General features: G+C 55.4%; 16 protein-coding genes. 4 read left to right on the forward strand and 12 right to left on the reverse strand.

Annotated elements, in window-relative coordinates:
• Positions 1-11: 11 nt before the first annotated feature.
• A complete protein-coding gene (locus tag K9B37_RS21870) occupies positions 12-626 on the reverse strand; it encodes a hypothetical protein (protein WP_224315662.1) in 615 nt (204 codons plus the stop codon).
• 181 nt (positions 627-807) lie between these two features.
• Between K9B37_RS21870 and K9B37_RS21875 the strand changes: the two genes are divergently transcribed.
• Positions 808-2955 carry a type IA DNA topoisomerase gene (locus K9B37_RS21875; RefSeq protein WP_224315663.1) on the forward strand — a complete coding sequence of 716 codons (2148 nt, stop codon included), beginning with the start codon at positions 808-810 and terminating at the stop codon, positions 2953-2955.
• A gap of 3 nt (positions 2956-2958) precedes the next feature.
• On the opposite strand, the gene K9B37_RS21880 is transcribed toward K9B37_RS21875, so the two are convergent.
• The 9 genes from K9B37_RS21880 to K9B37_RS21920 form a co-directional block, all read right to left on the reverse strand.
• On the reverse strand, positions 2959-3228 hold the full coding sequence (locus K9B37_RS21880) for a hypothetical protein (protein WP_224315664.1): 270 nt from the start codon (positions 3226-3228) through the stop codon (positions 2959-2961).
• A 77-nt stretch (positions 3229-3305) separates the two neighbouring features.
• Positions 3306-3896, reverse strand: a complete 591-nt coding sequence (locus tag K9B37_RS21885; RefSeq protein WP_224315665.1) for a hypothetical protein — start codon at positions 3894-3896, stop codon at positions 3306-3308.
• Between the two features lie 96 nt (positions 3897-3992).
• Entirely contained in the window at positions 3993-4463 is a 471-nt protein-coding gene (locus tag K9B37_RS21890) for a hypothetical protein (protein ID WP_224315666.1), read from the reverse strand.
• Complete coding sequence (locus K9B37_RS21895; protein WP_224315667.1) at positions 4438-4707, reverse strand: hypothetical protein; 270 nt, start codon at positions 4705-4707, stop codon at positions 4438-4440. The genes K9B37_RS21890 and K9B37_RS21895 overlap by 26 nt, the downstream gene beginning before the upstream one ends.
• A gap of 24 nt (positions 4708-4731) precedes the next feature.
• Positions 4732-5262 (reverse strand): YcbK family protein, encoded by a 531-nt coding sequence (locus K9B37_RS21900; RefSeq protein WP_224315668.1) that lies wholly within the window; start codon positions 5260-5262, stop codon positions 4732-4734.
• The gene (locus tag K9B37_RS21905; RefSeq protein ID WP_224315669.1) at positions 5259-6443 is read right to left on the reverse strand and encodes a type IV pilus twitching motility protein PilT; all 1185 of its coding nucleotides are present in this window, start codon (positions 6441-6443) and stop codon (positions 5259-5261) included. The genes K9B37_RS21900 and K9B37_RS21905 overlap by 4 nt, the downstream gene beginning before the upstream one ends.
• A 231-nt stretch (positions 6444-6674) precedes the next feature.
• Positions 6675-7145 carry a single-stranded DNA-binding protein gene (gene ssb / locus K9B37_RS21910; protein WP_224315670.1) on the reverse strand — a complete coding sequence of 157 codons (471 nt, stop codon included), beginning with the start codon at positions 7143-7145 and terminating at the stop codon, positions 6675-6677.
• A 122-nt stretch (positions 7146-7267) separates the two neighbouring features.
• Positions 7268-8638, reverse strand: coding sequence for a type IV secretory system conjugative DNA transfer family protein (locus K9B37_RS21915; protein ID WP_224315671.1), 1371 nt, complete (start codon positions 8636-8638; stop codon positions 7268-7270).
• Complete coding sequence (locus K9B37_RS21920) at positions 8626-9153, reverse strand: hypothetical protein (RefSeq protein ID WP_224315672.1); 528 nt, start codon at positions 9151-9153, stop codon at positions 8626-8628. Before K9B37_RS21920 ends, K9B37_RS21915 begins: the two co-directional genes overlap by 13 nt.
• A 454-nt stretch (positions 9154-9607) precedes the next feature.
• Here K9B37_RS21920 and K9B37_RS21925 point away from each other — a divergent pair, with 454 nt between their 5' ends.
• Complete coding sequence (locus tag K9B37_RS21925; protein WP_224315673.1) at positions 9608-10837, forward strand: site-specific integrase; 1230 nt, start codon at positions 9608-9610, stop codon at positions 10835-10837.
• A 65-nt stretch (positions 10838-10902) separates the two neighbouring features.
• Here the strand turns inward: K9B37_RS21925 and K9B37_RS21930 are convergent, their stop codons facing one another.
• Both K9B37_RS21930 and K9B37_RS21935 read right to left on the reverse strand, forming a co-directional pair.
• Positions 10903-11247 carry a hypothetical protein gene (locus tag K9B37_RS21930; RefSeq protein WP_224315674.1) on the reverse strand — a complete coding sequence of 115 codons (345 nt, stop codon included), beginning with the start codon at positions 11245-11247 and terminating at the stop codon, positions 10903-10905.
• Positions 11237-11938 carry a ParA family protein gene (locus K9B37_RS21935; RefSeq protein WP_224315675.1) on the reverse strand — a complete coding sequence of 234 codons (702 nt, stop codon included), beginning with the start codon at positions 11936-11938 and terminating at the stop codon, positions 11237-11239. The genes K9B37_RS21930 and K9B37_RS21935 overlap by 11 nt, the downstream gene beginning before the upstream one ends.
• A gap of 519 nt (positions 11939-12457) precedes the next feature.
• Here K9B37_RS21935 and K9B37_RS21940 point away from each other — a divergent pair.
• Both K9B37_RS21940 and K9B37_RS21945 read left to right on the forward strand, forming a co-directional pair.
• Positions 12458-13705: a hypothetical protein gene (locus K9B37_RS21940; protein ID WP_224315676.1), complete on the forward strand. Its 1248-nt coding sequence runs from the start codon at positions 12458-12460 to the stop codon at positions 13703-13705.
• 273 nt (positions 13706-13978) lie between these two features.
• Positions 13979-19720, forward strand: coding sequence for a strawberry notch C-terminal domain-containing protein (locus K9B37_RS21945; protein ID WP_224315677.1), 5742 nt, complete (start codon positions 13979-13981; stop codon positions 19718-19720).
• The last annotated feature ends 94 nt before the right edge of the window (positions 19721-19814 follow it).

The raw sequence follows: 19814 nt of genomic DNA on the forward strand, positions 1-19814 counted from the left end.
GGGGTCCGAGATTAGTCCTCCGAAGACGAGGGAAGCCGCCAGGCCTGCGCCATCATCAGCACTTCGGAGAACGACGGGCTTCGTTCCTTGGTCCGAAAGTAGCCGTGATTGAAGAGGGCGCGCACGTAGGTCGGTAATTGCGTCGGTGGAACCCCGCCGAGCTCGAAAGCCCATCGAGCTGCATTGGACAGATTCATGTCCGGGCGCTCCATCTCGAGTACCGAGTGGTAGGTGTCCGGCCCCAAGGTCGCAAGCGCCTGTCGGAAGTGAGCGGCGAAAGCTGAATTCATGGCCTCTCGCCGGCGCCTGATGCGCTCGTCCATTCTGGGAATCGGCGATGCGTCTTTCTTGGCCTTCCCCTTGCCGCTCCTCTTCTTCTTTCGAAGAAAGTCGTCGACGGTCTTACCGACCGGGAGGGCGATGCCGTTGCTTTCAAGGAAGTCAGCGATACGCCCCTTCAGTCGGGGTGGTGGCCCCCCCTTCTGGTCCCAACCCCAATAGGTCTGACGACCGATATCGAAGTAGCTGCATGCGACCTTGATCTCTTCCTTGCCAAAGTGGTCGATCATCAAACGCCTGAACGCCGTCCGTGGCTGCGTGTTGTATTTCTTTGGCTCGGTCGTCACCAAAACTCACCTCTCCATCGCCGCGGAAGATAGCGGGACCTGCCCCCGGTAATAAAGGGGGTCTGCGCGCTCTGATTGAGGAAAAGGCTAATGCAGGGCATGAAATGTTATTCTTTTTCAATGTCGCATTTTTTATATAATCTGTTTTTGGCGAAATTATCCTTCAAAGGGACACCAGTTCATGAAGCTGATTATTTGCGAAAAGCCGCTTCAGGCAAAGAACATGATGGCGGCGCTCGGATCGCAACCGGGCATCACGATACTGCCGGCCGAAGGGCACCTGTTCCGATTGGCAGAACCCGGAGAGGTCAACACTGCCTGGGAGACGTGGACCGACGACGTGCTGGTGCCGCCCGACGGCTTCTACCCGAAGGTGCCAGATAAAAGTGGTGGAAAGTCTTCAAAGCTTCAGCGCATTCGGGAGGCGGCAAAATCTGCGTCGTCAATTGTCATCGCTACCGACTGCGATCGCGAGGGGCAGGCTATCGCTGACGACATCCTCAAGGTCCTCAAGTTCAAAGGCCCTGTCCTGCGAGCGATGTTCACAGCCGAGGATAAGAAGTCGCTCCTGGAAGCTGTTCGCTCAGCAAAGCCCAATACTGACTACGCACACATTTCTCGGGCGGCCGAGGCTCGTCGTCAGGCGGATCAGATCTATAATCTGACGCTCACTCGTGTGGGATCTCGGCACTTGCGACCATCTACCTGGAAGCCTGGCAAACCGGTTGGGATAGGGCGAGTGAAGACCCCGACATTCGGCATCGTCTGCGCGCGGGAGCTGGAAATCAGACAGTTTGTTTCGAGGCCATACTACAGCGTATGGGCGACGATTCACGCTGAAGGACATAACATCCGGCTTCGGCACGATCTCTCAGGCAGGGAGAGGATCTTCGATCGTTCGGAAGCCGATACGCTGACAGCATTGGTGTCGCGCTGGGCGGGAACAGTTTCCTGCAAGAAGGAAGCCAAAATCCAATCGCCCGAAAACCCCTTGGATATTACGACGCTATTAGCGCGGGCATCCAAAGTGGGCTTGGATCTTCAGAAGACAGTAGAAGTAGCTCAATCACTCTATGAGAAGCACAAGATCATCACATATCCTCGTGGGGAATCTCGCTATCTGCCCGAAGCTCTCATCGACGATGCTGCTCCTCTTCTGAAGGTGCTTCAGGGCCTTTATCCTGCGACAGCCGGCTGGTCCCCGAACATTCGAAAAGGAAAATCAGGGGTTTTCTCCGATGCAGGGAACGGGGGTGCCTCGCACCACGCCATCATTCCAAATGTCAACGTCGCCGATCAGTTTGCAACGATCTATGCAGAGCTCAACAATGATGAGCGCAAACTCTTCGATCTGATCGCCCTATCCTATCTTGCGGCAATCGGACCTGATCATCATTACGATCAAACCGTGATCAAGATCTCGGTGGCGACACCATCAGGCGCAGAGACATTTAAGACAACCGGCCGCGTGGTCACATCTCCTGGGTGGAAGGCTATCTTACCGTCCTCATTGGCCTCTGATGATGACAGCGAGACAGAGGAAGATGACCAGGTGTCGGCATTGCCCATGTTAACTGACGGTGCTTCGGGCCATGCAACAGGCTCTGGTGTTGCTGAAAGTATGACCAAGCCACCGTCTCGAATTAAACCAGGTGATTTACCGAAGGTCATGAAGGAAGCCTGGAAGTTCGTTCCAGAAGGGGAAGAACGCGAACGCTTGAAGAAGGCTGAGGGAATAGGCATGCCGGGCACGCGGCCGGCGATCGTCGAGGGGCTGATCCGTCAAGGCTGGCTCCTTAAGGAGAAAGGCTTTTTGGTACCCTCGGCCGAAGCGCTCGATATCTATCTGCTTTTTCGCGAAAAAGTACCGGCTATCGTCGATATCGGCTTTACCGCTCGGATGGAAATGCGGCTCGATGCGGTACTGGAGGGCAAGATCTCAGCTGAGGAAGTTGTCAATCAGATAGTCAGGACGACAGGTCGAATTGTCGAGATCGTCATCGCTTCGGGCAATGGTCCTGTAGAGTCGGCCGTCGGTGGCCCGCGAGCGCCTTCGGACAAGATGATAGCTCTCGCTCAGAAGATGGCAGCTTCCAAGAACGTCTCTTTGCCAGAGGGCTACAACACTGATTTTTCAGTCTGCAAAACGTTCCTCGATGCTCAACTGCCCAAGGATCAAAACGCCCAGCAGGGTCCACGGCCTGCGTCAGAGAAGGCAATAGAATTTGCGAAGGGGATTGAGGCTCGAACCGGAAAGAAGATCCCGGAGGCAGCTCTGAAGGATGGTATCAAGCTGTCGAAATGGATCGATACCAATAAGGGCCGTTAATAGCTACTCGGCCGCAAGTTTCACAGGGATGGCTTCCGAGGGCACCCTGTAGGTGACGACCTCTGTTGGGTCGCCAACGTCGAGCTCATCATAAAACTCGACGTTGGCCAGCAGGCGCCCATCAACCACCATGCGAACGAGAATATCGTGGATTGTCGGATCAGGCAGTTGGGAAAGACCGAAACCGCGTGATGCAATATCTCTACTCGTCGGCTGCTGGCCACGGCAATTGAATTGAACAATCGTGGCAAGGACCTGCTGCTCGGAAATCACAACTCAACCTCTCATAAGCGCTCTTATGTGATATTGTTGCTCAGAGTTGTCAATTTATCAAGCAGGCCTGATTTTGCTTACATTGAATTTCGGGGATTGTTGTTCGAAGGACCGGACTGATCGTTCTTCGCAGCATCATTCTGCTGCTCAAGCTCTTTCTGCAACTCTCGGTAGATAGTCTGAGCTCTCTTCATTTCTTCAGTCGGGAACATCCGAGCTTCAGCCTGTTCCCAAAGCCGCTTCGCATCTGGGTGGTCGCGCCCGATGCGGGATGAGAGTTCCTTGCGAGCTGCTCGCCTGGCATCGACAAAGACCGAGCGCCACAGATAATCCATCTGGGCATCATAGTTTTCGATCTCACCGAGCACTTTCTCTCGATCTTTGGCCGGCGCTTTTCTGAACTTGTCTGCCAGCTTCAGGATCTCCTCTGCCCGTTCTACGAGGGGCTTAAGCCGGTCTGTGAAGCGCTTCTCAAGGATCGTCAGGAGCTCTTCTCTTTCATTGGCTGGCATCGTCCAGGCCCCAGCCTGGGGAACGTAGCCGTGGCTGACAACGCGTTCGGAGAGGCCTGGAATGTCTTTGAGATTGGTCAGAGCGTCTTTTAAGGAATCGTCGAGAACAAACGACAGATTGGAATTCCACTCGGCGACCAGCTCTTTGTCGCTCAAGGAAGTATCGATCTCGATGTCCGCCTGAGCGAGAGCCTGTTGGACATCCATTCGGGCCAGATATTTCCTCAGGTGCTTAGGATCGATCGCCATTCTTCATTCGCTTTTGTTCTCCCCCCGCGATCGCACCACAAGAGAGGATGCAAACCGAAGGGTGTCTGTCGATTCGAGGGTGTCCCATACAGCATCCACCACGATTGAAACATACAGGTAGGCAAAATGCCGACCGATGTCCCTCTGGGTTTCTTGCCTCGGAACCATACGGATTTTGTCCAGGTAGGCTATACTATCTTCACGCTTATAAACCGGTTCGCACTCAACCTGAAGATAGTGACCTATCCAATTAAATCGATATGCCGCTAGGGCAGAAGTTTCCCGTGCGATAAACCAGGGCAGTAACCATGCTGGCGAGAATCCACCATTGCCGAAGCGGAAAGCTTGCCGGAACCCATCCACATCCTTGACAGCGGCAGCCGCAACATAGCTGTCGATGAACTTATCGAGCCCTCCCTTGTATCGGAACAAGCTTGTCGAGAGGGTGTCATAGAAAACGTTTGTCAGATCCATGAAACGCTCCGAAGCTTATCGGACAGTCCATTGGCATCGGCGAATATAGCGAACCTCTAAGGCCACCAAATACTGCAAAGGTGACATCGCTTGCCTTTTGCACAAATAGAGGAAAATCAAGTAGAAGAACAAAAGCAGAATTATGACACTCATCGGCACGAGTTTGCTCGCGAACATGATAAGCGGCAGGAAAATCACGATCGATGCGTGAATTCCAAAGAACTTGAGGGGCTGGGATGTCCATCGCCAATCTATCATGTGCGCCTCCTTATCGAATACGTCTGGATTGCTGATCCCAGGTCCGATCGGGACCCGTGTCTACATGGTTAAAACTGTCGTAGAGCCCGATCCCCCCCGCCCCGACCATGGCAGCCAGCTGAGCACATGCCGGAGCCGTAATACCGGCAATCTGGTAATCGGCGGCCTGCCCTCTTGTGTGGAAGGAGTTCTGAGCCGCACCCTCCACAGCCGAGTTATGACGGATGGTCCGATATCCCGATGTAATTGTGATCGTGGCCGATCCGATCAGCCTGTCAGCCAGCACGTTAATGCGAGCCAGCGTCTCGATGAGGAGCGGATCCACCCAGACAGCTTCCCCGGCGTCTTTGACATCGCGGAGCAGGAGGCTTGCTCGCAGGTGGTCGACCTCGGTGAGCGGCCAATTTCGAATTACGAGGAATTCACCCGTGGCAGGGCGGCGAAGACGAAGCTCAGCCTGGTCCGGCTCTGCCCAGGCCTGCGAAGAGGTAAGAGCGCAGCCTAGACCGACAAGAGCGGCCCTGCGGGTCATCTGAATCATGTGAGATATCCGTAACGGCGAAGCACGAACTCGGCGGTTGGATCATCGATCAGTCCTGCCTTCACGGCGGATGCAACAGCACGGTTCATCGGCATCTGCCGAGCGTCTGAGTCCATGACCTCACGAATGAGGCGCACGTGCCTCTCAGGCCCTGCCAATTCGATCTGGCGTGCGATCTCGTCGGTGATGATAAGCCATTCCCGTAAGCAGCAACGGCCACCGCCGATCTTTGGCTGCAAGGTCTGACTCATGAGGACCTTTGTCGTATCGAGGATATCGTGAAAGGCTTGAAACTGCTGATCAGCTGAGAACTTCAGCATCATGCGCTTGAAGATCAACGAAACAGAATTGGCATGAACAGTTGAATACACGGGATGTCCCGTATTCGCCGCCTCCATAGCGGCTTCGATTGTCTCGGAGTCGCGCATCTCCCCGATCACGATGAGACCAGGCTTGCGACGCAACGAGTTTCTTACCCCGGCTGCGAATGATGGAATATGTTGGCCGATCTGATGCTGCGCGATGGTCGCAACAGGCGAAACGATGTTGTCGTAGGAATATTCGATGGGGCTCTCATAAGTGAGAATGTTCCCACGAATTGTTGTGTGCCCTTCCAGGACGTGTCTGATGCAAGCTGCAAAGGTAGTCGTCTTCCCCGATCCTGTAGGACCAGCTATCAGCACCGCCCCTTGCGAAGGAGCGATGTACGGTATCAAGTCTGCCGGGAACCCGATCTCGTCAAAGGTCGGGGCGGTGCTTGGAATCGAACGGAGAACAGCCTGGTAGCCGTCGCCGGCACCCTGGTACTGCATTGCCGTTATATTGAGACGGAATCGGAGACTTACTGGCTCTCCAAAATCGTCCGTTTGGCTGCGATCGTTGATGCTGAAGGCTGCGTCGATTTCTTCACCTGAATCGAGCCGGCCGACGGCATTCGGCTGGCCTGTCATCCAAAGGAAGATTCGGTGCAGGTCGTTGTTCTGAAGCTGGAACCTGGTCAGTGCGAATAGATGACCATGGATCTCTGCAAATACCGGGCGTCCAGTCTGAAATATGACATCGGACGCCCGTTGATGAACGGCAAAGATCAGGAGCTCTTGAAGGTCTTCTTTCTGATCAAGACGGAAGGCCTCTTTGCCGATATACCGGTCCTGGCCCTTCCAGTTGGTGAACTGAAGCATCACCACAAACCCTCAATGAAGCCTCTGGCGATCAACCTTCTCGTTGCCAATGAACAGCTCCCCATCCTTGTAAGAGACGGGTTGGCCGCCGTAGCAACATTGCAGGGTCGGGAGAGTGATGGACTTTGTTTGTTCATAGCCTCTCGAGTCCCGTCGTTCCGGCCGGTTTCTGAAAGCCATGATGTCGACAAGTCTTGTCCTTGGGGAACCTCTCTTCACAGCACCAACCTCTTAGAACGGAATGTCGTCTTCGATCTCGTAACGACCGCTCTTGATGTCCTCGTATGAGCGCATCGGGGCCGGCGGTGGGGCATCTCGGTCTTCGTTCAAGCGATCCTCATCATCGTCGGGCCTTGACGACAGAATCGTCAAAACGCCGCGATATCGCTGAAGAATCACTTCAGTCGTATAGTGATCATTCCCAGCCTGGTCGGTCCACTTCCGCGTCTGAAGTTGCCCTTCGACATAGACTTTCGCGCCCTTCTTCACATATTGCTCGGCGACTTTCACCAGATTCTCGTTGAAGATGACGATTGAATGCCATTCGGTCTTCTCCTTCCGTTCTCCTGAAGCCTTGTCTTTCCAAGTTTCGGAGGTGGCGATACGTAAATTCGCAACCGGGTCTCCGCTATGAAGACGACGGATCTCAGGATCCTTTCCGAGATTTCCGACAAGAATGACCTTATTCACACTGCCCGCCATGAGATGTCCTTTCGTGGGTAGGAGCTAGGAACCGGAGCTCACGACATCCAACGGCCTCTCCGGTGGGCCGATAGAGTTTCCGTCTGCATGGAAGCGATCAGCCTTCACTCGACCGCCCTCCCCTACCGACTGAATTTCGGTGACACAGCGATGCGCAGGGTTTTCTCACCGATGAAGACTCGGTTACCACCGGCCTCGACTCTGCTGCGCTGGGAAGTGGTTGTGACCTGGGGCAGGCTGATTGCGCCACGCCGAGCCAAGTAGTGGTATCGCTGCATGCCGGTGAAATCGCGAATGAGCCGATTGAGCTGAAGCGCGAAAGTGGCGCGTGCCTCTCGCCTGCCCTCCTCCCATCCTGCCTCGACGGCTGCCGTCCAGGCCGACTTCTCGGATCGGTCCCCTGCCTCAAGCCCTTCGGGTGGCCTTGGATCTGATACTGGCAGAAACAGGTAGTCGCGCCATGTCGGAGAGCGAACCGCCAACTCGGCATCCTTTACGATCTCGTAGGCACCAATCGTGAGATAGAGGAAGCGTGGCCCGGCTCGCTCTTCTACGTTGTTGATCTCGGTGATGACGGGTGGGATGACTCGGCCACCCCCTGCCATAAGCTTGTCGAACTGGAACCGGCGATCGAACACCTCGGCCCACCGACTCTCTAACAATTGATTGATGCGCCGGCTCTCATAAGCTGAACCAGCACGAACACCAACGCCGCGGGCCGCGCTCTCGATCATAGAGGCCCGGAGCCCTTCCCCACCGATAAAGGTCCTGTGGGACTTGTAGAAGGCACTGTCCGGATTGCGCAGGGCATCAAGGGTGACGACGTTTCCCTCTGCCTTGTCCGCATCGTAGATGTCGAGCTCTGGAACGATCGTCAGCGACGGATCGGGAACGAAGGCATCAACGACGACCACCGGCTCAGGAGCTCGTGCTCGCGCGGTGGTCGTTTCAGCTCCTTTTACGACGGGCTGCGAAATCGCAGCTGTTGTCGCTAGGGCATCCTTCTTCGACGGGGTGACCTCTGCCTTCGGCGGAAGCGACACTTTCGCCTCCGGTCCTGACGGAGTGCTTCTCGAGGTGGTTTCAGCTGCCTTAACTTTCGCCTCCGCATCCACCCCCGCTGTTTTCACAACTGGCTTGGGTAGAATTCCGGCTGGCGGGACCTGGAGGCCCTTGTCCTTGTTCTCTTGGACAGGCATTTGCGCGCCTCCCGTCGGGATGACAGATCCCGGTGCGCTCGACGTACCGCGATCGACAGGTTTTGCTTCTGCCGGTGCGCGCGAAGCGCCTGATGCGCTCGATGGGCTCGCCTCAGGGTTCCGAACCAGCGTAGGGCCTCCGCCCGGTACCGCTGGCTCGCTCGTGCCGCTAGGAGACCCTTTCTTGAAGACAGGTCCAGCGAGAGAAGGACCGCCGAGATCCGCGCCACCGGCGCTGGCCGGGCCGACCAGGGAAGAAGCCGCCAGTAGGGCTGCTGCGATCATGCGCAACATTGTGTAATCCAATCTTCAAGTGAGCGATGGGGCAGGCTCGATCCGATGGGGTCGCCAAACACCACGGACTCGGCCGCTTGATCCTGGACCACGTTCGGACGCGCCCTGGACCAAAGCGTGCCAGGTTCACCACGAGCCCAAGCGGTGATGTCGATCACCATTTCCCCAGCTGAGAGGATGTGGCTCTCGTCTTCCGGGAGGATGACTGTACCGGGAACGATGGGGGGCACGACCAGGCCGTCGGTGGTCTTCGGCCACGGTCGCTCGTCAAGAAGTTCCTCGACTTCATATCCAGGGATCACCAGCCGAACCATCGAGGGGAGCGGTTCGTCACTACGACGATTGCAAAAGTAGATCAGTTGGCTCACGGCGCAGCAAGCATCCCAGCCATGGAGGACCGGGCGTTCCGAGCTCGTCACCGTGATCTCCGAGGCGCGCTGGTTCAGATGATACGGCGTCCAGTCGAAGATCTTTCCATCGTCCGCACTGGACAGGACCCCGTATCGGGCGACCACGGAATGTCTCCTGGTGATGCCATTCGTCACGACGAATAGGGAGTCTGGCATCACAACTAGCAGGACATCATCATCCCATGCATCGGACATCAGAGTGACCTCGCCGGCTGATCGATTCCGCGCCGCGAAATTTCCGAATGGAGCCACCGGTTCAATTCAGCGGCATCATCTTCCTGCCCATAGGGTAACGTCGAACATGCTTGGAGTACGGCTCCAAGGATCATCATGAGAATGGCGGCTCGGATCTTTGCGCCGGATGTCATCGGCTTCCCCCCGGATGTCATTGCTTCGCTTTTAGCCGCCACCCCCAAGGTTGTAAACAAATTCTCTTACGCTCGAAACCACGACATTTTCGCGGATCTCCATTGATTTCTAACCGATAGAGAGCATGACCTGATCTCGGGTTTCACGCGCCTTCTTGTTTGTTTCCATTCCCCCTGTTACCATGTAACGCATGGCACACCTCTATCGGAAACCCTCGGATTGGACGGACGGTCGGCTCCCTGAGACGGCCAACCAATATCGACGTGCAGCGTCGCGTTTCGAGAAGCTGGCGTGGCGCGACAAGGACGGAAGGCTCCGGTGGCCTGGCTATATCGCCGGCGTTCACCGCTACATGCAGCCTCGAAGGGGCCAGCTCTCCCGGTCGTCATTTCGGTGGTATCGGAACGCGGCAGCGTTTCGGGCAGTCGAGCTCTTTGGTTCTGATCGGTTAGATCTGGTGCATGCAGAGTTTTCGATTTACGCACCGGAAGCGAAGAAGCGGACACGATATCGCAAGGCCGTTCCCACACACGTGATGCGTGCAATTCGCAAGGTGGTGGAGGCCGATGGGCGACGGTCCTGGAAGGAGCTTTTTGATGTCCTCGTCGTGATGAGGACCACGGGAGCAAGACCAGGCGAGCTCACCGGCATGCTCTTCAACAATCTGTCAGGACTGCTCGAACTGCCGAACTCGAAGTATCGCCCTACCCTCGATTTGCCTGGCGTCAATCGAGACCTTCGGCAGCTGGCTAGAACCTTTCCCCGTGGCAATGGTCCGGCCCGTCTGCTCCAGGTCCAGCCCGGTTGGCGAGACGATCCAGAATACGTGAAGACGGCCTTCCGGGTGATCAAGCGCTTCAAGGGACGGTCATGGGATGACTTCCAGGCGAACGCCTCCCGGACCCTTAAGGAGATCCTGAGACGCTGTGCCAGGCAGAAGCTCGTTACCGGTTGGTGGAAGCGGCTCCGGGTCTATGACTTCCGTCATCAGTTCTGCGCTGACGCTAAGGAAGCTCTAGGCTTCCTGGATGGTGAAGTCGCGGCGGCGATGGGGCACGTCTCAGGCACGACGGCTCTGTATCACTACGGGAGACGCGCCAGCGCCAGCAAAGGCGGCGTCGCTGTGCGGCCGGTCGAGGGTAACCCATCGGCCCCCTGCCCTCCCGGCCGAACACCGCTTGGAGTTGCCACAGAGAGCCTGAAGAAACTGGCCCGCTTGGTCGCCAAGTCTGGTTCTGTCTTCGCTCGCGCCGTCAGTGTAGATTCGTCTACCGGGGATCCTGAGGCCGGGGCTTCTTCCGCAGAATCGGCCCGACGTTCCATCGAGCAGTTCTGGCGCGAAAACGAAGTCAACAATCCCCCTGATCGTCAGCAGGCGCCTCCGCCCAAGAAGACCAACCAAGGCCCCTCTACCAAGTGACATCAAAGGAAAACCCCCGAGATCCGGGGGCTTTCATGGTGTGAAAGCGCTCAAACCGGGGTCGGCTACTTCCCTTTGGTGCGTCTATAGTGTTTCACCAGCTCGACCACCGCCTGACGATAGGATATCCAGCGCTGCTCATCGCAAAGCTCTGTGAAGTCATTGTATTCTCTGACTTCTAGCCGGATAGAGAGCGGCTGCTGTGGCCCTTCGAAACTCTGTCTGCGCTTTCTGACCTGAACGGGTTCACGATCGACGAAGCCCGCCTCCTGAGCGATCTCTTTGGCTTCGGGGGTTATACGTGGCGAGGGCCGCTTGCCGGTTGTCGGCGCTGGCGACGACGACGGCGCAAAGTCCGAAAGGTCGTCCGCTACATCATCGAAACCGATTGGGCTACGATTAGGCTGCATTGCGGTTATCTCCTGCCTCTGCTGCACGAACCTGCCGTGCCCACGCGATCACCTCATCAGCGAACGCCATGGCGTTGTCCTGAGCTGATTTAAGGCCTCGGATCTCCTTAGGGTCTAACGAAAAGAGGCTGTCCGTATGGGAGAAAATCGCGGCGAAGGATCCAGTCCGAAGTGCCAATTCAGTTTTAAACATTGGCAATCCGCTATCCCGGACCTCCTTGATAATATCCTTCTGTTCACGGCTTTTGATAGCACCGGTTTGGCTTAAAAGAAGGCGAAATGGGATATCGCGTCGAGCGACCTTACGTTGCGACAAGGTTAGTTTCGCAGCATCCTTCGCCGCTTTGGCATCCAGGAACGTTTCACGCATGGGCATGATAACGAAGTCACTGCAAATAATGACGTTTGACATCAGCATCGATTTAATGCCTTCCACGTCGACGATGGTGAAGGCATTCTGCTCCCGTTCGGCTTCAATGATGTCGACGACCTCCTCAGCATCCTGAGTCGCCTTGATCTGAAGGTTCGGCATCGACCCCCCCCTCGCAGACCATCCTGCTATCGAGTGGTTCTTGTCGGTGTCGACAATGAAAGTCTTGGCCCCACGATGAGCGAGGGCTTGGCCCAACAACATCGCTGCGGTGCTTTTTCCGACCCCCCCTTTGGGGGTTGAGAAGGAAATCACGGGCATGTGCCCCTCCTACAATGCAATCTCTTGTAGCTCTTGTAGCTGTCTTTTGTCGCCATATTCCAGAAGCTGTAAAATGGCGACATTGTAGCTCTTATAGCTCGTGTAGCTATAAATACAAGCTGCAACAGCATTAAGAGCTATAAACGTTTTAAAAGCGTTAACATAGGGCTGTAATAGCACTAAGAGCTGTAAACGCTGTTAACGCTACAAGAGCTGTATCAGCTGTTAGTGCTACAGCAGCTGCAACAGCTTTCTAAGCAGTAAAAGCAGCACGGGGAGGGGCCTCGGAAGAAGAACGCATTTAAAGCTTGCATTTATAGCTCTCCTTTAAAGCTGTCTTATATAGCTCTCAATGACAGCCATATTATGGTGCGCTGATGAAACCCTGAAGACCTTTACAGGTAAGGGTTCAGGGCTGCTTTGTCGCCTCTTTTCTTTTTCGTTATAATGTTTACTCTCAGGCCAGGCGACGGACGCACCCCCGATGCCCCTATTGTGAAAACCTGAGAGGGAAGACCTATGAGCGTGCTTAAAAGTGTGATTGGTAATTCGGGTCCTAAGACTGATCGTCGGGGCCGCGTCACAATCCAGGTAGAGTCCTACGAAGACGGCTTCATTCACGGAACCGACCTCCTCACCGGCGAGCTGGTGAAGGCCCGGCTATCGGATGAGGGGGAAACGAAAAGTTTCTATACACGCAGCGACGAACCCGATGAGGAGCGGTCGAAAAGGGCCAAAGCCATCCTTAAGAAGCGTCCGACCGTAAGTGACCTGGCAAACCCGGCCGAAAAGTCATTCGTACCGCCTGGTGGCGTAATAGAGCTCTCGGATGCGCGCCAGTACAGAAACAGCGGTATCATCATTGGCCGCTGGCCCGAGACAGTGGTGAATGATCCGGCTCAAGAGCTTCCACTCGTCGGCATGATCGAGGTTCAGCGTCGTCAGAAGAAAGGGGAGGGAAAGGGCGTTGCCCATGAGGTGACGATAACGATTCCTAGTCTGGCGGTTACCGGTTCTGATGTTGACGAGATGGCAGTTTACAACATGCTGTCTGGCCGCCTGACCAACATCCATGGGACGTTGACGGATAATGGAGCATACACAGGGGTCGCTATTCACCTAACAGACGCATCTGGATCGGATGAACCCTATGTGTCGCAAATGTTCGTTCCATTCATCGAAGAAGATGGACACTCCAAGCCTTCTCAAGATGGGCTGAGTTTCATGCTCGAAGATCGCACGTACTCTTGTGAGGACGTGAGAGCTAAGAATCGATTGATCAACATCTCTGCATTGGCAGCTTGCACAAAAACCCTAGGAAACGATCCGAGTTTGATTAAGGTCGCAGATGAGGAATCTGCCAAAATTCGTGACACAATCTTTAATGGGGTACAGAGCGGCGCGATCCGAGTCACCGTGGTGCCTATGATCAAGTTCAATGCAATGGAGCACCTGAACGAAGATTGTTCCTATGACGGTAAACTGGCGAATTTTGTCGATAAAGGCTACTTCGCTGGTACGATTTGCGCTCGTTTCAAAAGCAAGAAAGGCGAGGAATTCAGTTCGGCAGCAGCGAAGTTCATTCGCTTTTCCCAGCCAACAGTCGCTGCCGACCACAAGGTCAACCGTCTGAAGGACATTGTTGTGTCAGCTGCTGCAAGCCTGGGGCTTGCCAAAGAGAACGAGGCCGATCACGGCATTGATCTTGATGATCACATCATGGAGCCGGAAGAGGACCTGGCCTATTCCTCGGGACCCTCGCTTTAGGATCTAACGATGCCTCGGCTATTGATGGCCCCCGACGCACGACGCGACGGGGTTGGCCTAATCGTGCGCCCCCCGCGAGCGGTGGGGCGCAGCGAACTATCCGCTTGCTTCATCGTTCCTAGAGACTCGGAAAAGTACGGAGCATTCCTAGCAGCAGCCAAGCGGTTCGGATTGATCCTCGGGCCACGAACGGAAGCATCTTCGAAGAACGGCGACAGGGCTTTCGCATGGGAGCTAGATCCCGGGAAACTTCCCACGGAACAGTTCTGGCGCATGGTCGGAATCGCTCCATATCGCTTCAAAGAGCGAGCAGCATATCTCGATCTCGACAGCACGGCCGAAATCACAAACCGCTATCTCCGATTTAAAGAACTCTACCCAAGTCTTTCGGCCGATGGGGAAGGGCGGTTTCTTATCACAAATCGGTTTGGCGAGGACATCATCGAAGCATCAGGTGGGGAAAGGTCATTCGTCTCCAAAAATGGTCGCATCGTCAGCGAGTATGAGATCAATACACCATCCAGGTTTTTCCGCGCCACAGACGGTACGAGCTTCCGCGAGTGTGCAGCTCATATCGCCGTTGCAATGCTTCGCGGTTCGCCCCTTCAGCGCGACGACCTAACAAGATATCTCGTCGCAGCAGGTGGCGAAACGTTGGGTTACAGCGTAGCCGATCTGAGAGAGGAAATTGAAGCTGCGATATCAAGCCGGCTGGCTGCGTCCACCGCCCTCGATGTCAAGAGGGCATTGTCCACAAGGGCAAACGACGCCCTACCGCGCCTCACCGCCGCCGACGAACGCAGTGGAACGCGGATGGTCTATCAGCAGTATTCGACTCCGTACCCTGTCGCAGCAGCAGCACAAATTGCACTTGGTATTACCAGCTCCGACAGAATCCTGGAGCCAACGGCTGGAAATGGCACACTCATTTCCGTGTCGGCCGCTACAGGGGCGGCTATCCATGCCATCGAACTCGAAGAGGGGCGACACGAGCGCCTTTCGAACACCTTCCCTGGATTTGAGATCGAAAGGGGAGATTTCCTGGAGCTCGAGAAGGCTGTTCCAGGAGCCTTCACCGCAGTCCTCGCCAATCCCCCGTTCGGCTCCGTTGAAAGGCATAAGATTCCAATCCTCAACGGATCGATCTCGGTTTCAAAGCTGGAACAGGAAATTGCCATCAAGGCGTTGGAAAAGCTGACAGTTGGCAATCAATCCAGAGGTTTCGTCATTCTGCCGGCCGATATGGTCAATCCAGGGCGGATCAACGACGCAACAAGGCCCTTTGATACATATGCACGCTGCGCCTTTGAGGAGGTCCATGTCGTCGGGCTTGAGGGTTCGTTGTATTCACGTATGGGAACTAACTTTCCGACGCTGATATACGTTCTGAAGGGCAAACGATCAGAGCTGCGCCCACTGGCTGAGATCAGTGAAACCAGGCCAGATCAGGTCCCGGTGTTTGAAACGTTCGAGGATCTATTCCTGTGGGCTGAAAGTCTCGCACCGATTGCTGAAGCGGAGAACACTGTCCAAGCGGATGTTCCTCAATCACAAGAGCAAACTGCCTCAGTTCAGCAGACGGTATCAGTCCAACCTGCCAGGAGATCTCGCCGACAGTCGCAGGCAGCGGAAGCTCCATCTGAGCAACGCGACATCCCCACCGCAGAGAATGATCCTGTCGTAGTCTCCGAAACCGAGTCGAAGGAAGACGAACTCCATGAGGTCGACCTGGTCAATGACCTGGAAGAAGATCTCTTCACGCGGCGCTATGAACCGTTCTCCCAAGTAGGGGAGGGGACCACTGTCATCCAGAAGACTCTCCAGGGGCCAATATCCAGCGCCTTGAGGACACTTGAAAGTTCGTTGGAAGCTTCGATCGATACCTATGTCGCGCAACAATTGGGGATCACGGAAACAGCCCTCGCCGATCGATTTTCTCCCGAGCAGGTCGACGCACTAGCACTCATGTGCTTCGCTCACAGCAAGGGACGAGGATTCTTGATCGCCGATCTGATGGGTGTTGGCAAAGGACGCTCGTTAGCTGGAGCGTGCCTGAAGGCTTTTCACGAAGGTAATCCCGTCATCTTCATGACTGAGAAGTCCTCCCTCTTTTCGGACTTCCTGACACGCGATATCCCCGATGCGTTCGGGGTGGGGGTGAGGGAGTTACACGAATCGAGCGCTCTCACCCCTGTGATTTTCAATGCCGATTCCAATGCGACGGTTCGCGATGAGAATGGTTCAATCCTCTTCCGTACCAAGTCGCAAGATCTCGACAGCCTCAACTCCAATGGCATTCCTATCGATACCAATTTTATCGGTATCACCTACTCACAGTTCCAGGTTAGCTCAGGCAAATGGAAGTTCCAGAGGATCCAGGAATATGTCTCAAAGCTCGCCGCAGCCGGGCGCCCTCCGACGCTCCTCCTCGATGAAGCTCACAAGGCCGCAGGGGAAGATAGTATCAGCGGTCTTAGGACGACCGCGCTCATGTCGGCAGTCTGGCAAGCAGGGGGAAAGGTCGTATATTCTTCCGCGACGCCGCTCAAATCGGGGAAGAACGTTCGCCTCTACGAGGCTGTCCTACCCGATACCGGTCTATCGCCTGAGCATCTGATCAGCGTCATCGAGTCCAATCCACTTGCCCTGCAAGAAATCCTTTCTATGGAAATGGCGCGAGAAGGTCTGATGATTTCTCGCGAAATCAATTCCACCGGAGGTGTCAGGGAATTTGTATCTCTTGAGGCACTTGACGGACCCAAACTCGCGGCAGTCCGTGAGAAGGTCGACCGTGCGGCTCACTTCCTTGAACAATTGGTAGAACTCGGCGACCAGGCTCGTGCTGTCGCTCAAGCCGTGGCCCGCCGCGCACATGCGGGTTCCGCCGCCACTCAAAGTAAAACGGTCGTCGAAACAACCTCACCTGTCACCCAATTCCATCATTACAGCCAGTATCTCATGCTGGCCTGCAAGGGCGTTTTTGCTCTTGATATGATCGCGTCGACTCTAGCCTCTGGAAGGAAAGTGGTCGTTGCCCTTGAAAGTACCGGGGCAGCCCTCCTTGATGATCTCCTGGCTGAATATCAGGGCGAGGAGGCCGAAGTCATCCTCAACAAGCTTCCTGACATCGGCGATGTTCTGAAGCGCAATGCCAAGTCCCTCAAGAAAGCCCGCATCGTCGATGGTCTTGGTGAGTCGACTGAGATTGAGCTTCCGATGCTCGAACCGCTCATTGAGAGGTTCTGCGCAGAGGTGGAAGGCGAGGACTTTTCACTTCTCAACGTCTGCCCGATCGAACACATACGGGAGGAGCTGGAGTCCCACGGAATCCCTACCGATGAGATTTCCGGCCGCTCCCGTCGCCTGGAAAGGACGCCAGATGGGCGCTGGAAGGTTACATCATGGAAGCAGAACGATCGGATCGGGGCCGTCTCGCGATTCAACAATGGGGCGGTCGATGTTCAGTTCTTGAACGGTTCCGGTGCAACGGGCATTTCTCTCCACGCCTCCCCAAAGACGGGTATCGACCTTCGTCCTCGAACGATGCTGAAGCTCCAATTGCAGCGTGAGGTGACAGCCGAACGTCAGATCGAAGGCCGGATCAATCGGTTTGGACAAGTTCATGCGCCAGAATACTTGGTTCCAATGACCGGCTTTGCGGCCGATGACCGGCTATGCCAGCTGTTCAACCGTCACAACCGCAATCTAACTGCGACTTCGACTGCTACCCGTGAGAATAAGTCTAATATCTCGGAGGCCTTGGACCTCTTCAACCCGGTCGGTGAGAACGTCGTCGAGAAGTATCTGAAGGAGCACAATGATCTCGCTGAACGGCTCGACATCAATCCTGAAGGGGAGGGGGTTGTCAGAAAGCTCCTTGGCCGTCTGGTTTGTCTTCCCATCGCGTTGCAGGAATCGGTACTCGCGGATCTCGACAGCGCTTTCCAATTGGAAATAGATACCCTGTCAGCTCGCGGCATCAACCCTCTGAAGCTGTCGCACTATGATTGGCGGGCTGGAGTTACGACCAAGAGCGTTCTGCTAGCTGGCGACGAAAATTCTGCCGGAATGGGGCAGCGGCCGATCAAGCTTGTTGAGCTGGCCTATTTCGAGAAGGTTCTGCCTCTCTCCTATCAGGCCCTCACTGACGCACATAAACTTGGCCGTGAGCTCTGGTTCGATAAAACTCTCTCCCGGCATTGCTTTGCGCCAGAGCTACTCGACGTTGCCGGATGGAGAACAGCTGCCAGCAATTCAATGATGCCGGCGCCCCTCGATTTGTCTCATTCTGTCTTCGATACGCGGTTCGGTCGTGGGGCGGCCGACGATCTCCTGAAAAAAGCTCCTCTGAGTGTTGAGAGCGCACAGGAGCACTTCGATGGTGCCTTTAAAAAATTGTTCGGGAGCTCGACCAGCTGGAACCTCGATCGCAAATGGTTCCTTGCAGATATCTCGAAACTGGAAGGTTTGGAGCGGGCCGTCTTTCGAGCAGTCCGCGACGCTCTTCTCCTCGAAGCATGTTCCGATTGGCTGACGCCAGGGGCATTGCTCGCGTTGCCACCTGATCTTTGTCCTGCCCTCGCCGGAACATCGATCGGGCAGCGCGCTTTAGACAACAGAGGCCCAGGCGAGTTGGCTATGCCCGTCCCGATGGCTGTAACAGGAGTGTATGGGCCGGTTGAGAAAGGGGACCCGCTATCCATCGCCAAATGGGAGATTCGCGCGATGGTTCCTGGTGAGCAGCATCAGATCACATTTACACTCTCCAGCATCCAAGCCGCTCTCGAGGAAAGCTCCCGATCATTGGCTGCTCAAGAGTCGTCTCTCGATCCTGTTCAATGGGTCAAAAGAGCTAGCCTTGATCGGCCCCAGATGGCCGAGGCTTTTATCAGCACCGGTTTTGCTTCTCTCGACAATACAGCGTCACCCTTTGCACAGGTTATGGGTGCCAAGTGGCTCGCGGACACATTTGCGGATCTCGATCGGTCGCTGCCGGCACCGGAGTTGGTTTCGAAAGCCATCGAGCCGATGTTCGATCGTGCGCCGGCTGGGGATCTCCGTAGATCAAGGCTGGCCCTCCAAGGGAACCTCTTCATGGCGGTTCGCGTTGCTGGGCGACATTTTGGTGAGAAGGCAATTTTCACCGATGACGCCGGCAACATTCAGCACGCGATTCTGCTTAAGCAAGGCAAGGAGAAGGACCTGTTGGCAGGACTACGCTCATCGGTGGCCTTGATCGCGAAGGACATCAAAGCAACTGATCCGGTGCTGTTCGCACATGATGCCACGGAGCTCTACGGGTACCTAGTGTCCCCACCTGATAGCTACCGATATCAGAGCTATTTTGGACGCGAGCGATCTGTCATTTCCTCATTGATCTCCAAAGTGATCGCCGACGGCGATCCATCGGACCGCCTGGTCACGGCAGTCGACCAAGATCTCGAACAGATCTTCGCGCGACTTCAGGGAGAGATTCGATCACCAATGCCTGGAATGCTGATCGTTGGTGCAGATCCACCAGCACTTGAGGATGGGAAGATGCCGTTCGCTCCCAACGATTCGATCACGTCCCGGCAGCTCTGGGGACGCTCTCAGGAAGAGAACGATGCCCTTGCAAGGATTGGTAAAGGCCTTGGTGGAGGAAGCATCGTTATCCGGCCGCATGGAAACATGAACCGGATGGGAGTGGGAGTCATTGTCTCGCGGAAATGCGAACTCCTCAAAGAAATGCCGGATCTCACGAGCCACGCTTCAAATCGGATGCCCACGCCGTCTGGCCGCGAAAATACTGTGCTGAAGGGTGGAGCGATCTACGCGGAGAGTTTCAGTGCAAACGTTGCAGACCTGATCAAACGGGGGAACGAACGCTTTGGCGGCTTAAGAGCCTATGGGGGCATGTGTGATATGCTTAACGCGCTCGAATCGGTGGGTACCGAGCTACGGAGACGGCTCATCAGCCAACCGGACCCGGAGCCGCTGGTCATCGAGCATGCCAGTTTGAGAATGTCTCCTTAATCAGAGATGGTGTAAAAATTGACGCACCTATCCTTTTGGGCGAAAAAGCAGAGGCTAGGTGCCGCTAATGACGATTCGAATGGAGGAAGGAATG

The organism is Microvirga puerhi (genome assembly GCF_020089865.1).
In the GTDB taxonomy this organism is placed as follows: domain Bacteria; phylum Pseudomonadota; class Alphaproteobacteria; order Rhizobiales; family Beijerinckiaceae; genus Microvirga; species Microvirga puerhi.